This is a genomic window from Variovorax sp. N23 (assembly GCF_025486315.1).
Taxonomy (GTDB): Bacteria; Pseudomonadota; Gammaproteobacteria; order Burkholderiales; family Burkholderiaceae_C; genus Variovorax.
Window position 1 is genome coordinate 120,925 of sequence record NZ_JAOOPY010000011.1, and the last position, 12,753, is coordinate 133,677.

Annotated in this window: 13 protein-coding genes; 8 read left to right on the forward strand and 5 right to left on the reverse strand. The window is 70.3% G+C overall.

Features of this window, described 5'->3' with window-relative positions:
• Positions 1 to 41: 41 nt before the first annotated feature.
• Genes N8A90_RS17215 through N8A90_RS17240 form a run of 6 tightly spaced genes read left to right on the forward strand, consistent with a single transcriptional unit; the run spans position 42 to position 6,193 of the window.
• Entirely contained in the window at positions 42 to 1,097 is a 1,056-nt protein-coding gene (locus N8A90_RS17215; RefSeq protein ID WP_262076198.1) for a branched-chain amino acid ABC transporter permease, read from the forward strand.
• Positions 1,094 to 2,902 carry a branched-chain amino acid ABC transporter ATP-binding protein/permease gene (locus N8A90_RS17220; RefSeq protein WP_262076199.1) on the forward strand — a complete coding sequence of 603 codons (1,809 nt, stop codon included), beginning with the start codon at positions 1,094 to 1,096 and terminating at the stop codon, positions 2,900 to 2,902. Before N8A90_RS17215 ends, N8A90_RS17220 begins: the two co-directional genes overlap by 4 nt.
• Positions 2,899 to 3,630 (forward strand): ABC transporter ATP-binding protein, encoded by a 732-nt coding sequence (locus tag N8A90_RS17225; RefSeq protein ID WP_262076200.1) that lies wholly within the window; start codon positions 2,899 to 2,901, stop codon positions 3,628 to 3,630. The genes N8A90_RS17220 and N8A90_RS17225 overlap by 4 nt, the downstream gene beginning before the upstream one ends.
• A complete protein-coding gene (locus N8A90_RS17230; protein WP_262076201.1) occupies positions 3,620 to 5,212 on the forward strand; it encodes an ATP-dependent acyl-CoA ligase in 1,593 nt (530 codons plus the stop codon). The genes N8A90_RS17225 and N8A90_RS17230 overlap by 11 nt, the downstream gene beginning before the upstream one ends.
• A 28-nt stretch (positions 5,213 to 5,240) precedes the next feature.
• Positions 5,241 to 5,756, forward strand: coding sequence for a MarR family winged helix-turn-helix transcriptional regulator (locus N8A90_RS17235; protein ID WP_262076202.1), 516 nt, complete (start codon positions 5,241 to 5,243; stop codon positions 5,754 to 5,756).
• Positions 5,753 to 6,193: an acyl-CoA thioesterase gene (locus tag N8A90_RS17240; protein ID WP_262076203.1), complete on the forward strand. Its 441-nt coding sequence runs from the start codon at positions 5,753 to 5,755 to the stop codon at positions 6,191 to 6,193. Before N8A90_RS17235 ends, N8A90_RS17240 begins: the two co-directional genes overlap by 4 nt.
• A gap of 23 nt (positions 6,194 to 6,216) precedes the next feature.
• Here the strand turns inward: N8A90_RS17240 and N8A90_RS17245 are convergent, their stop codons facing one another.
• Positions 6,217 to 7,119 (reverse strand): hypothetical protein, encoded by a 903-nt coding sequence (locus tag N8A90_RS17245; protein WP_262076204.1) that lies wholly within the window; start codon positions 7,117 to 7,119, stop codon positions 6,217 to 6,219.
• Positions 7,116 to 8,861 carry an FMN-binding glutamate synthase family protein gene (locus tag N8A90_RS17250; RefSeq protein ID WP_410087699.1) on the reverse strand — a complete coding sequence of 582 codons (1,746 nt, stop codon included), beginning with the start codon at positions 8,859 to 8,861 and terminating at the stop codon, positions 7,116 to 7,118. Before N8A90_RS17250 ends, N8A90_RS17245 begins: the two co-directional genes overlap by 4 nt.
• 4 nt (positions 8,862 to 8,865) lie before the next feature.
• Between N8A90_RS17250 and N8A90_RS17255 the strand changes: the two genes are divergently transcribed.
• Entirely contained in the window at positions 8,866 to 9,660 is a 795-nt protein-coding gene (locus N8A90_RS17255) for a UPF0149 family protein (protein WP_262076206.1), read from the forward strand.
• A gap of 37 nt (positions 9,661 to 9,697) precedes the next feature.
• On the opposite strand, the gene N8A90_RS17260 is transcribed toward N8A90_RS17255, so the two are convergent.
• Complete coding sequence (locus tag N8A90_RS17260; protein WP_262076207.1) at positions 9,698 to 10,252, reverse strand: hypothetical protein; 555 nt, start codon at positions 10,250 to 10,252, stop codon at positions 9,698 to 9,700.
• A gap of 208 nt (positions 10,253 to 10,460) precedes the next feature.
• Between N8A90_RS17260 and N8A90_RS17265 the strand changes: the two genes are divergently transcribed.
• The gene (locus N8A90_RS17265; RefSeq protein WP_262076208.1) at positions 10,461 to 11,135 is read left to right on the forward strand and encodes a DsbA family oxidoreductase; all 675 of its coding nucleotides are present in this window, start codon (positions 10,461 to 10,463) and stop codon (positions 11,133 to 11,135) included.
• 84 nt (positions 11,136 to 11,219) lie between these two features.
• On the opposite strand, the gene N8A90_RS17270 is transcribed toward N8A90_RS17265, so the two are convergent.
• Both N8A90_RS17270 and N8A90_RS17275 read right to left on the reverse strand, forming a co-directional pair.
• Entirely contained in the window at positions 11,220 to 11,933 is a 714-nt protein-coding gene (locus N8A90_RS17270; RefSeq protein WP_410087700.1) for an ABC transporter ATP-binding protein, read from the reverse strand.
• Between the two features lie 8 nt (positions 11,934 to 11,941).
• The gene (locus tag N8A90_RS17275) at positions 11,942 to 12,739 is read right to left on the reverse strand and encodes an ABC transporter ATP-binding protein (protein ID WP_262076210.1); all 798 of its coding nucleotides are present in this window, start codon (positions 12,737 to 12,739) and stop codon (positions 11,942 to 11,944) included.
• Positions 12,740 to 12,753 lie beyond the last annotated feature (14 nt).

Consider the following 12,753-nt stretch of genomic DNA (forward strand, 5'->3'; position numbering starts at 1 on the left):
ATCCAACGCCTTCCACGTCCCCCCGCACGGAGCAGCGCACGATGAGTTGGGACATCGCACTCATCCTCGGCATCGACGGCCTGGCCAACGGCGCGGTGTACCTGCTCGCCGGGCTCGGCCTGGTGCTGATCTTCTCGGTCACGCGGGTCGTCTTCGTGCCTTTCGGCGACGTTGCCGCCTTCGCGGCACTGACGCTCGCCGCCTTCGAGACCGGCCGCACGCCGCCGACCATCGGCCTGGTGCTCACGCTGGCTGCCATCGCGGTGGGGGTCGAAGTGGTCGCGCTGGTGCGCCGCCACGAAGCCGCGCGCATCCCGAAGGCGATCCTGTGCTGGGGCGTGCTGCCCGCGATCCCCTGCCTGCTCGCGTGGCTCGCCGCGCGCAGCGGCATGCCGGCGGCGGTGCAGATCGTCGCGTCGGTGCTGCTGGTGGTGCCGATCTCGCCGCTGCTCGCGCGCATCGTGTTCCAGCCCATCGCCGATGCCTCGGTGCTGGTGCTGCTGATCGTGTCGCTGGCGCTGCACTTCCTGCTCTCGGGCCTGGGCCTGCTGTTCTTCGGACCCGAAGGCTCGCGCACCCAGCCGCTGGCTTCGGGCGTGCTGACCCTGGGCGACGGCTTCACCGTCAGCGCGCAGGTGATCCTGATGGTCGGCTCGGCCGTGGTGCTGAGTGGTCTGTTCTTCCTGGTGTTCGAGCGCACCGTGGCCGGCAAGGCGCTGCGGGCCACGGCCGTGAACCGGGTGGGCGCGCGGCTGGTCGGCATCCGGCCGGCACGCACCGCCATCCTGGCCTACGGCTGCGCGTCGCTGCTGGCCGGGCTGATCGGCGTGCTGATCGCGCCGGTGACCACGATGTACTACGACTCTGGCTTCATCATCGGCCTGAAGGCCTTCGTGGCGGCCATCATCGGCGGCCTGGTGAGCTACCCGATCACCGCGATCGGGGCGATCGCGGTCGGCCTGGTCGAGAGCTTCGCGTCGTTCTGGAGCGGTGCCCTGAAGGACGTGATCGTCTTCAGCCTGCTGATTCCGGTGCTGATGCTGCGTTCCTTCATGAGCGTGCATTCGGAAGAGGAAGAAGACGAGGTGGACCAATGAGCGCCCTTGCTTCCAGCCGTTCGTCCGGCCGTTTCTCGCGCCGCCTCTGGCTCGGCCTGCTGGTGCTGGCCTTCGCGCTGGCGCCGCTGGTGACAGGCAGTTTCACCATCTCGTTGATGAACGACATCGGCATCGGCGCGCTGGTCGCGCTCGGCCTGGTGCTGCTGACCGGCGTGGGCGGGGCCACCTCCTTCGGGCAGGCCGCCTTCGTCGGCATCGCGGCCTACGCGACCGCCTGGCTCACCACCACGCAGGGCATGTCGCCGTGGATCGGGCTGCTGTTCGCACTGCTGCTCACCGGGCTGTCGGCGCTGGCCATCGGCATGCTCACGCTGCGCCTGGGCGGGCACTTCCTGCCGCTGTCGACCATCGCCTGGGGACTGTCGATCGCGATGCTCTTCGGCAACGTCGATGCGCTGGGCCGGCACACCGGCCTGTCCAACATCCCGGCGCTGCGCGTCGGCACCTGGGTGCTGTCGGACCCGCGCTCGATCTACTACCTGATCTGGAGCATCGTGGGGCTCGCCTTCCTGTTCAGCCAGAACCTGCTGCAGTCGCGGCCGGGCCGCGCCATCCGCGGGCTGCGCGGTGGGGCGACCCTGCTGGCGAGCGTGGGGGCCGACGCCTACCGCGTGCGGCTCACGCTCTTCGTCACCGCGGCCTTGCTCGCGGGCATCGCGGGCTGGCTCTATGCCCACATGAACCGCTTCGTGAGCCCGGCCCCCTTCGACGTGCGCGCCAGCATCGAGTACCTGCTGATGGCGGTGGCCGGCGGGCTCGGCCAGCTCACGGGTGCGCTCGTCGGTGCGGCGCTGGTGCTGGTGCTGAAGAACGGGCTGCAGGACGTGCTGCCGATGCTCACGCAACGCGCCGGCCAGCTCGAGGCCATCGCCTTCGCGACCCTGTTCATCCTGCTGCTGCACTTCGCGCGCAGCGGGCTGATGGGCTTCGTGCGGCGCATCACCAAGGGCCGCTTCCAGGCGCCGCCGTCCACGGCGCCCAGCGAACCGGTGGCACCGCTGCCGCAGCGCGCGCTGCCCGCGCGCGGCACCCGCATCCTGTCAGTCGAGGGCGCCGTCAAGCGCTTCGGCGGCCTGGTGGCGGTGAACGACGTGAGCTTCGAGGTGAACGCCGGCGAGATCATCGGCCTGATCGGCCCCAACGGTGCCGGCAAGTCGACCATGTTCAACCTGCTGACCTGCACCGCACCGCTGACGGCCGGCAAGGTGCGCTTCCTCGACCGTGACATCGCCGGCCTTCCGCAGCGCGAGGTGGCGCGGCTCGGGCTGGCGCGCACCTTCCAGCATGTGAAGCTGCGCCCGCAGATGACGCTGCTGGACAACGTCGCACTCGGTGCCTATGCGCGCACCGGCGCTGGCGTGCTGCGGGCCGGGCTGCGGCTCGACCGTGCCGAGGAGCAGCAGGTGCTGCAGGAGGCGCAGCGCCAGCTCGCGCGCATCGGCCTGGGCGACCGGTCGCACGAGCTGGCCGGCAGCCTGCCGCTGGGCACCCAGCGCATCCTGGAGATCGCCCGCGCGCTGGCGGCCGACCCGGTGCTGCTGGTGCTCGACGAGCCGGCCGCCGGCCTGCGTCGCAAGGAAAAGATGGCGCTGGGCGAACTGCTGCGCAAGCTGCGCGAGGAGGGCGTGACCATCCTCATCGTCGAACACGACATGGACTTCGTCATGAAACTCGTCGACCGCCTGGTGGTGATGAACTTCGGCTCCAAGCTGGTGGAGGGCGTGCCCGCGGCGGTGCGCGCCGACGAGCGGGTGCAGGCGGCCTACCTCGGGAGCGTCGTATGAGCGCCGCGATGCTGGAGATCGGTGACCTGCGCGTCTCCTACGGGCAGGTGGACGCCGTGCGGGGCGTGTCGCTCTCGCTCGACAAGGGCCAGATCGTCTCGGTGATCGGGCCCAACGGCGCCGGCAAGACCACACTGCTGGCCGCGGCCATGGGCCTGCTGCCGTCCAAAGGCGTGCTGCGCTTCGAGGGCGAGGACCTGCACGGCCTGGACGTCGAGTCGCGGGTCGAGCGCGGCCTGGTGCTGGTGCCCGAGAAGCGCGAGCTGTTCGGCGAGCTCAGCGTGCTGGACAACCTGCAGCTGGGCGCCTACTCGCGACGGCTCAAGAGCGACGTGCTGAAGAAGCGGCTGGCCTCGGTCTACGGGCGCTTTCCGCGGCTGGCCGAGCGCAAGGCGCAGCGCGCCGACACGCTCTCGGGCGGCGAGCGGCAGATGCTGGCGGTGGGGCGGGCGTTGATGTCGGGGCCGCGGCTGCTGATGCTCGACGAGCCCAGCCTCGGCCTGGCGCCGCTGATCGTGCGCGACATCCTGGCGATCGTGCGCAGCCTGCGCGACGACGGCGTGTCGATCCTGCTGGTGGAGCAGAACGCGCGCGCGGCGCTGGAGAGTTCCGATGAAGGCTATGTGCTGGAGACCGGCGAGATCGCGCTGCACGGCGCCTCGCAGTCGCTGGCGAGCGACCCGCGGGTGCAGGCCACTTACCTCGGCGGCGGGACCCATGACGACTGACCGTTCGGCGCTCCCGGCGGACGAGGCCTGGCCGCTGACCGAGCGCACCGTGCCGCGGATGCTGCAGCGGCAGGCCGCGTTGCAGGGCGAGCGGCCACTGCTGACTGTGGCCGGCCACCGCTGGACCCATGCCGGCGCGGCGGAGGCGGTCGCGCGCCGGGCCGCCGCGCTGCAGGCCGCCGGCGTCGGGCGCGGCGACCGGGTGGCGATCCTCTGTGGCAACCGCGTCGAGTTCCTCGAGGTCTTCCTCGCCTGCGGCTGGATCGGTGCGGTGTCGGTGCCGATCAATTCCGCCTCGATGGGGCCGCAGATCGCCTACTTCCTGGCCGACAGCGGCGCGCGGTTGATGGTGATGGAAGCGCCGTTCGTCGAGCGGCTGCAGACCGCCGAACTGGCCGGCACCGCGCTCGAATGCGTCTGGGTGGTGGGCGGCGAGGCGCCGATGCCCCCGCCGCAGGGCCTGCGCTGCGAGGCCTATCCGCCGGCCCGCGATGCGGTGGCCCCCGCGGCGGTGCAGCCGGGTGACCCGCTCGCCATCCTCTACACATCCGGCACCACCGGGCCAGCCAAGGGCGTGGTGTGTCCGCATGCGCAGTACCACGGCTGGGGCGCCAACACCGCGCGCATCCTGGGCCTCGGGCCCGACGACGTGCTGGCCACCACGCTGCCGCTGTTCCACATCAATGCGCTCAACACCTTCGCCCAGGCCTCGCTCATGGGCGGCGAAGTGGTGTTCCTGCCGCGCTTCTCGGCCTCGGGGTTCTGGCCGGCGATGCAGGCCTGCGGCGCCACGGTGGTGTACCTGCTCGGCGCGATGGTGCCGATCCTGCTGGCCCAGCCGGCCGGCGAGGGCGAGCGGGCGCACCGGGTGCGCACCGGACTCGGTCCGGGCGTGCCGGCCTCGGCCAGTGCGGCCTTTCGCGAGCGCACCGGCGTGACGCTGCTCGAGGGCTACGGTTCCACCGAGACCAACTTCGTCATTGCCACCCGCCCGGACAGCGAACGCGCCGGCGTCATGGGCTGGGTGCAGCCGGGCTTCGAGGCGCGGGTGGCCGACGCCTTCGACGCGCCGCTGCCCGACGGCGAGGCTGGCGAACTGCTGCTGCGCGCCGACGAGCCCTTCGCCTTTGCGACCGGCTACTTCAACCTGCCTGAGAAGACGGTGGAGGCCTGGCGCAACCTGTGGTTCCACACCGGCGACCGGGTGGTGCGCGAGCCCGACGGCGCCTTCCGCTTCATCGACCGGCTCAAGGATGCGATCCGACGGCGCGGCGAGAACATCTCCTCCTACGAGGTGGAGCAGGTGCTGCAGAGCCATCCCGCCGTCGCGACGGTGGTGGTGTACCCGGTGCGTTCCGAGCTGGCAGAGGACGAGGTGATGGCCTCGGTCATCCTGCGGCCCGACGCCGCGGCCACCCCCGCCGACCTGGCCGGCTATTGCGACGGCCGCCTGCCTTACTTCGCGATCCCGCGCTACATCGACCTGGTCGACGACCTGCCGCGCACCGAGAACGGCAAGGTGCAGAAGTTCCGCCTGCGCGAGCGTGGCGTGACGCCCAGTACCTGGGACCGGCAGCGCTGAGCGCGCCTGTGCCGCACGGAGACATGCCATGAAGCCCCACGATCCGTCGCATGCGCTGCTCAGCCGCGCCAGCGAGCTCGGCCATGAGGCGCGTGCCGGCAGCGGCGACCATGCCGTGCTGCGGCTCTGGCTGCGCATGCTCGCCACCACCACCCAGATCGAGCGCGAGATCCGGACCCGGCTGCGCGAGCGCTTCGGCATCACGCTGGCGCGCTTCGACTACCTGGCCCAGCTGCATCGCTATCGTGACGGACTCTCGATGCGGGCGCTCTCGCGCTATCTGATGGTGACCGGCGGCAACGTGACCGCACTCACCGACGAGCTCGAGCGCGAGGGGGCCGTCGCACGCCGGAGCAGCCCGGACGACCGCCGTTCCTGGATCGTGAGCCTCACGCCGCAGGGCCGGCGTACCTTCGAGGCGATGGCCAAGGAACACGAGCAGTGGATCCTCGGGATGTTCTCGGCACTCGACGGTGCCACGGTGCAGCAACTGCATGCCCAACTGGGGGCGCTGCGGGTGCACCTGCTGCGGGAAGAGGCATGAGCACAAAGCCTTTCATGCGCGAGCGGCTCATCCGGTTTTCCGACTGCGATCCGGCCGGCATCGTCTTCTACCCGCAGTACTTCGTGATGTTCAACGGCCTGGTCGAGGATTGGATCGAGGAAGGCCTGGGCGTGGGCTATCGGCGGCTGATCGTCGAGCGCCGCATCGGGCTGCCGACGGTGCGGCTGGAGGCCGAGTTCCGCGCGGTCAGCCGCATGGGGGACCGCGTCTGGCTGACGCTGGTGGTGAAGCGGCTGGGCGGCCGTTCGCTGACGCTCGACCTGCGCTGCATCGGCCGCGCGGCCGATGGCAGCGAGGAGTTGCGCATGCGCGTGGAGCAGGTGCTGGTCACGACCTCGCTCGAGACCCACCGTTCGGTCGACCTGCCGCCGGACCTGCGGGCCGCGATCGAAGCCGGCGCCGAATTCGGCGGCTGAGCCGCCTGCGGCGGTGGGCGCGCTCAGAGGCCGGTCGTGTACCAGCGCCCCAGCAGCCGCGCTGACGCGCGCACCCGCTGCGTGTCGCGGCCCCAGCGGCGGCCCTGCGGCAGATGCCGCAGCCAGCGCATGCGCCGTGCGGCGTGGGCGATGCGCTCGCGCACCGGGTCGCTGGCGTCGGCCTGCACGGCGTGCCAATGGTCGCCGGCGGCCTGGGGCGAGGCGGCGCGCACCATCATCGCGGTGGAGTGCAGGTAGCTGAGCCAGTCGCGCACCTGGCACTCGGCCAGGCCCAGCGTCTCGCCGGGGTCATCCTCGAAGTCGATGTAGCCGATCACGCCGTCCGGGCACTGCACCAGGTTGCGGTCGAAGGCCTGGCTCAGGTAGAGGCCGTTCGCATGCACGGTCGCGATGGCGTCCAGGCCGTCGCGCCACGCGGCCAGCAGGGCGGCGGGGCCGACGGCGGCGGCCTGCTCCAGCCGCTCGCGCAGCACCACCACGGTGGCGCGGCTCTGGCCCAGGTCGGATATCAGCAGGCCGTCGGTCTGCTGCGCCAGCACGGTCGGCACGCGCAGCCCGGCCGCGCCCAGCTCGCGCAGGCGCCGGCCTTCGATGGCAATGGCCGCCTCGCCGCCCGGGTTGGGCACCGGCGTGAGCACGTCGAGCCGGAGCAGGCGGGCAATCAGCCCCAGCAGCCGGTAGCCCCATTTGCCGTGGCGCGGCCCGGCCTTCTTGAGCCAGACGCGCTCGGCGCCGAGGCGGTGGCTGGCGACCGGCTGCGGCTGGCGCGGCAGCATGCTGCGCAGGAATTCGGCGTAGTCGCCCGGCGTCGCCTCAGGCGCGCCCGCCTCCAGTGGCGCGGGCGCCGATGCGATGCCCTTGCGCATCCGGATGCGTCCGCCGTCGCCGCGTCGCCAAGGGGTCATGCGGCCAGCGCCTGGTCGACCCGGTCGGGCATGTGCTGCGCCATCGGCTGGAAGCTGTGGGCGCTGGCCAGCGGCCAGTACGTGCGGAACACGGTGTGCTGGTGGTCGAGCGGGCCGAGCAGGGCGCCGGGCTGCACCTGCATCACGAGGTTGCTCAGCAGGCGCACCTCGGTGTCGGAGATGCGCCGCACGATGTGGTGCGCGGTGATCTGCTGCGGGTGGTCGAGCCCCGCGGCCTGCACCAGTTCCTGCAACGCATGCAGCGTGCTGCGGTGGAAGTTGCGCACCCGCTCGGCCTTGTCGGGCACCACCAGCGCCTGCTGGCGCACCGGGTCCTGCGTGGTCACGCCCGTCGGGCAGTGGCCGGTGTGGCAGCTCTGCGCCTGGATGCAGCCCAGCGCCATCATGAAGCCGCGGCCCGCGTTGCACCAGTCGGCGCCCAGCGCCATCATCCGCGCCAGGTCGAAGGCGGTGATCACCTTGCCGGCACAGCCGATCTTGATGCGGCTGCGCAGGCCGACGCCGATCAGCGTGTTGTGGACCAGCAGCAGGCCTTCCTGCAGCGGCGCACCCACATGATCGATGAACTCGACCGGCGCCGCACCGGTGCCGCCCTCGGCCCCGTCGACCACGATGAAGTCCGGCGTGATGCCGGTGGCCAGCATCGCCTTGACGATGGCGAACCATTCCCACGGGTGGCCCACGCAGAACTTGAAGCCTGTCGGCTTGCCGCCCGACAGCTCGCGCAGCCGGGCGACGAAATGCATCATCTCGATCGGCGTCGAGAAGGCGCTGTGCGACGAGGGCGAGATGCAGTCGACGCCGATCGGCACCCCGCGCGCGGCCGAGATCTCTGCTGTCACCTTCGGCCCCGGCAGCACGCCGCCGTGGCCGGGCTTGGCACCCTGGCTCAGCTTGATCTCGACCATCTTCACCTGCGGGTCGCGGGCGTTCACGATGAAGCGCTCCTCGCTGAAGCTGCCATCGTCATTGCGGCAGCCGAAGTAGCCCGAGCCGATCTCCCAGATCAGGTCGCCGCCGTGCACGCGATGGTGCTGCGAGATCGAGCCTTCGCCGGTGTCGTGCGCGAAGCCGCCCATCTTCGCGCCCTTGTTGAGCGCGAGCACCGCGTTGGCCGACAGCGCACCGAAGCTCATCGCCGAGATGTTGAAGACGCTGGCGCTGTAGGGTTGCGTGCAGGTGAAGCCCGACGGCGTGGCCGGGTTGGGCGTGCCGCCGATGACGATGCGGAAATCGTGGTCGGCCAGCGACGTCGGCTGCATCGAATGGTTGATCCACTCGTAGCCGGCGATGGTCACGTCGAGTTGCGTGCCGAAGGGCCGGTTGTCGGGCTCGCCCTTGGCGCGCTGGTAGACCAGCGAGCGCTGCGCGCGCGAGAAGGGCGCGGCTTCGCTGTCGCTCTCGATGAAGTACTGGCGCATCTCCGGCCGGATGTACTCCAGCAGGAAGCGCAGGTGGCCGATGACCGGGTAGTTGCGCAGGATGGCATGGCGCGCCTGCCGCAGGTCGTGCACGCCGGTGCCGGCGAGCGTGGCGAACGCCGCCAGCGCGACCCAGCCGAACCAGGCCTGCGGCAGCGCGACGACGGCGACCAGGCTGGCCGCGAGCCCGACGAGGCACAGGACGAAGGCCGTGTAGCGGGCCGGAAAGATGGAAAACGTGGGGGTCGAAATAGGGGGTCTCCCGAAGCCTGCTGCATCATAGAGGGCCCAATCCGCCATCTCCATGACCACGAATCCCGACGCAGCGCCCGACGCGCCCACCCCCTCGACCGACCGCGAGGCCCTCGGCCCCGAGGATTTCGACCTGCTCGACACCCTGCTCGACGCCATGCGCGAGAAGGACGAGGAGATCCCGCAATGGGAATTCTGCGAGGGCTTCCTCGCCGCGCTCGTGTGCGCCCGCCGCCCCATCGCGCCGTCCGAATACTGGCCGGTGCTGCTGGGCGACAGCTTCGTGCCGGCGCAGCAGATGGAGTTCGTCTGGCACTGGAAGCGTCGCTGGCAGGAGATCGAGCAGGCGCTCGACGCCGACGTGCAGGCGCTCGACGACGACCGCAGCTTTCAGCCCGAGGTGCTCGACACCCGCGGCGCCATCGCGTCGCTGCCCGAGGAAGAGCGCGCCGAGGTCGAGGGCGAGGCCATCCCGTCCTTCGCCCAGGTGTGGGCGCTGGGCTTCATGTACGCCGTCGAGAACTTCCCCGACGACTGGGCCGCGCCGCGCGACAAGGAAGCCGCCGGCATGCTCGACGACGCGCTGCAATCCATCGTCGCCCTGACCGAGGACGACACCGGCAAGCCCGAGCTGTCGATGTTCGCCGAGGACGGCCCGCCCAGCGTGAGCCAGCGTCGGCTCGACGACTTCGGCGAGGCGATCTGGGCGGTGTACGACCTGCGCCAGCTCTGGAAGAGCCTGGGCCCGCGCGTGGAGACGATCCGCAAGGAAGCCACGCCGGGGCGCAACGACCCGTGTTCCTGCGGGAGCGGGAAGAAATACAAGAAGTGCTGCGGCGCGGGTTGATGCGGACGGCATGACGCCCGGCCGTCACCGGCCTGCATCATTCCGCGCCGCCGCGCCCTCGCTTGATCCGGGCCGCCAGGCTCTTCAGCCAGGTCCCACCGCTTTCCTTGGCGTATTCGGCGCGGGTGGCCAACACCGTCGCGCGCAGCTTGGCGAGATTGGTATCGCTGTGCCGCCAGGTCGCATCGACCACGAAGTGGCCGTCACCCCGTGATCCGATGCGCGGTGCGACGCTCGACAGGGTCGCGCCGATGCCTTCGAGCATCCTTGCCCGGGCGTTGGCGAGCGCGATGCCGTCGATATCGGCGGTCGTCCGATGCTCGAAGCGATAGACGATCTTGAAACCCGGCGCGGCGTTCTCGGCCAGGAAGGCGGTCAGTTCCAGGAAGATGAGCTTGCGCAGGGCGATGCTCGGCGAGACGAAGGTCGGCGCGTAGTCGAAGTTCTGCAGCACCAGGGTGCGGCCATCCCGCGACATCTTCACGCTCTTGACCGTTCCCACGGGCAGGTCGCCGATCCAGACGAAGAGGGGCGTTCCGGGCACGTACGCTTTTCTCGCTTCGCTCGAAAAGACGAATCCTTCGGTGGCCATGGTTCCTCCGGCTGGGACGATGTCGCCCCGGCAGCCATCCTATGGCGCTTGTGAATACTTGAGTGTTCGTGGTTTACCCTGGGCAGCCGGGCGTTCGATGGGCATTCGGCCAGTGGGGAATCTTTCGGCCCGCGATCCCCGTGCCCGCGGGCCGGGCATCATGAGGGGCCCGATTCCGCATCCGACGAACCCGGAGAAAATCCCGCCCATGACCGCTCACCTCAAGATCGACTTCGTCTCCGACGTCTCCTGCCCCTGGTGCGCCATCGGGCTGACTTCGCTGGAATCCGCGCTGGCGCGGGTGGCGCCGGACGTCACGGCCGAGCTGCACTTCCAGCCCTTCGAGCTCAACCCGCAGATGGCGCCCGAGGGCGAAGACACCATCGAGCACCTGACGCGCAAGTACGGCATCTCGGCCGAGCAGGCGCGCACCAACGCCGAGGCGATCCGCCAGCGCGGCGCTGCGGTCGGCTTCACCTTCGGTCTCGACAAGCGCAAGCGCATCTGGAACACCTTCGACGCGCACCGCCTGCTGCACTGGGCCGCGCTGGAGGGCGAGGCGCTGCAGAAGGCGCTCAAGAAGCGGCTGCTGCAGGCCTACTTCACCGACGGCGACAACCCGTCGGACTACGACGTGCTGCTGCGTGCCGTGGCCGATGCGGGGCTCGACACTGCGCGGGCTCGCGCCATCCTCGAGAGCGACGAGTACGCCGAAGAGACGCGCCAGCGCGAGCGCATGTACACCGAAGCCGGCATCCATTCGGTGCCGGCGGTCATCATCAACGACCAGCACCTCATCTCGGGCGGGCAGCCGGTCGAGGTGTTCGAGCGCGCCCTGCGGCAGATCGCCGGCGCCGCCGCGCCGCAGACGCAGAGCGCCTGAGGGGCGACGCCTTGTCGCCGGCACAGCTGGACCGCGTCTTCGCGGGCATGGCCCCGAAGGATCTCGGCCTGGTTTGACCTCGCTTCAGTGGGCGGCGTGCCCGCCCAGGTAGGCCGCGCTCACCCGCGGGTCCTTCGCCATGCTGGCGGCGTCGCCCTCCAGCACGATGCGGCCGCTGTCCATCACGTAGGCGGTGTCGGCCACGCGCAGCGCGGCGCGTGCGTTCTGCTCGACCAGCAGCACGGCCGTGCCTTCGGCGCGGATCTCGCGCACCAGCTCGAACACCTGGCGAACGACGATCGGCGCGAGGCCCATCGAGGGTTCGTCCATCAGCAGCAGGCGCGGCCGGCTCATCAGCGCGCGGGCGATGCACAGCATCTGCTGCTCTCCGCCGGACATCGAACCCGCCTTCTGCGTGAGGCGTTCCTTCAGGCGCGGGAAGCGCGTGAGCATGCGGTCGAGGTCGTGCGCGAACTCGCTGGCCGGGCGCTTGCCGGCACCGAGCTTGAGGTTCTCCAGCACCGTCATGGCCGAGAAGATCTGGCGACCTTCCGGCGCCTGCGCCAGCCCGCCCGTGACTATCTCGTGCGGCGGCCGGTTGGTGATGTCGCGGCCTTCGAACGTGACCTGGCCCGACGTGGTCTTGTAGACGCCCGAGAGCGCGCGCATCAGCGTGGTCTTGCCCACGCCGTTGCTGCCGAGCACGCTGACGATGCCGCTCTGGGGCACCTCGATCGACACGTCGTGCAGGATGGTTTGTTGCCCGATGCGGACACCTAGGTGGCTGACGCGCAGCAGCGGATCGTTCATGCGGGTTCTCCCAGGGCGAGGGCGACGGGCTCGTCGTCCTCGATGTCGGTGCCGAGGTAGGCGTCGAGCACCTTCGGGTCCTGCGAGACGGCGGCGGGCGTGCCGTCGGCGATCTTCTGGCCCGAGGCCATCACCATCACGCGTTCGCACAGGTTCATGACGAAGCCCATGTCGTGCTCGACCAGCAGGATGGTCATGCCTTCGTCGGACAGCGCCCGCACGAAGCGCGAGAGCTCGGCCGTCTCGGTGTCGTTCAGGCCGGCCGCGGGCTCGTCGAGGATCAGCAGCGTCGGCTGCAGCGCCAGGGCGCGGGCGATCTCGAGGTACTTGCGCTTGCCATAGGACAGGTTGGCCGCGAGCTCGCCCGCCAGCGATTCGAGGCCGGTGCGTTCCAGAGCCTGCATCGTGAGGTCGCTGATGCGGCTCGAGATGTCGCGTCGCCCGAACAGGCTGTTCCACGGGCTATGGCCCACGTGGCCTAGCGCGCCGATCGACACGTTGTCGAACACCGTCACGTTCGGCAGGATGCGCAGGTTCTGGAAAGTGCGGGCGATGCCCAGGCGCGCGACCTCGTGCGGCTTGAGCGCGGAGATGGATTGGCCCTTGAAGCGCACGTCGCCTGAAGACAGCCGGGTGTAGCTGGTGATCAGGTCGAACAGCGTGGTCTTGCCGGCGCCGTTGGGGCCGATCAGGCCGACGCGCTCGCCCTGGGCGATGTGGCCGCTGAACTCGCCGACGGCCGTGAGGCCGCCGTAGTGGCGCGAGACTTTGTCGATGTCGAGAAGATGGGTCATGTGGGGTCCCTCGG

What these genes read in the sequence shown, in the direction of transcription:
- N8A90_RS17265 (WP_262076208.1), top strand. Translation starts at nt 10,461, where the DNA reads ATGACCGCTCACCTCAAGATCGACTTCGTCTCCGACGTCTCCTGCCCC.
- N8A90_RS17260 (WP_262076207.1), bottom strand. Translation starts at nt 10,252, where the DNA reads ATGGCCACCGAAGGATTCGTCTTTTCGAGCGAAGCGAGAAAAGCGTAC.
- N8A90_RS17240 (WP_262076203.1), top strand. Translation starts at nt 5,753, where the DNA reads ATGAGCACAAAGCCTTTCATGCGCGAGCGGCTCATCCGGTTTTCCGAC.
- N8A90_RS17245 (WP_262076204.1), bottom strand. Translation starts at nt 7,119, where the DNA reads ATGACCCCTTGGCGACGCGGCGACGGCGGACGCATCCGGATGCGCAAG.
- N8A90_RS17220 (WP_262076199.1), top strand. Translation starts at nt 1,094, where the DNA reads ATGAGCGCCCTTGCTTCCAGCCGTTCGTCCGGCCGTTTCTCGCGCCGC.
- N8A90_RS17250 (WP_410087699.1), bottom strand. Translation starts at nt 8,861, where the DNA reads ATGGCGGATTGGGCCCTCTATGATGCAGCAGGCTTCGGGAGACCCCCT.
- N8A90_RS17235 (WP_262076202.1), top strand. Translation starts at nt 5,241, where the DNA reads ATGAAGCCCCACGATCCGTCGCATGCGCTGCTCAGCCGCGCCAGCGAG.
- N8A90_RS17230 (WP_262076201.1), top strand. Translation starts at nt 3,620, where the DNA reads ATGACGACTGACCGTTCGGCGCTCCCGGCGGACGAGGCCTGGCCGCTG.
- N8A90_RS17225 (WP_262076200.1), top strand. Translation starts at nt 2,899, where the DNA reads ATGAGCGCCGCGATGCTGGAGATCGGTGACCTGCGCGTCTCCTACGGG.
- N8A90_RS17215 (WP_262076198.1), top strand. Translation starts at nt 42, where the DNA reads ATGAGTTGGGACATCGCACTCATCCTCGGCATCGACGGCCTGGCCAAC.
- N8A90_RS17255 (WP_262076206.1), top strand. Translation starts at nt 8,866, where the DNA reads ATGACCACGAATCCCGACGCAGCGCCCGACGCGCCCACCCCCTCGACC.
- N8A90_RS17275 (WP_262076210.1), bottom strand. Translation starts at nt 12,739, where the DNA reads ATGACCCATCTTCTCGACATCGACAAAGTCTCGCGCCACTACGGCGGC.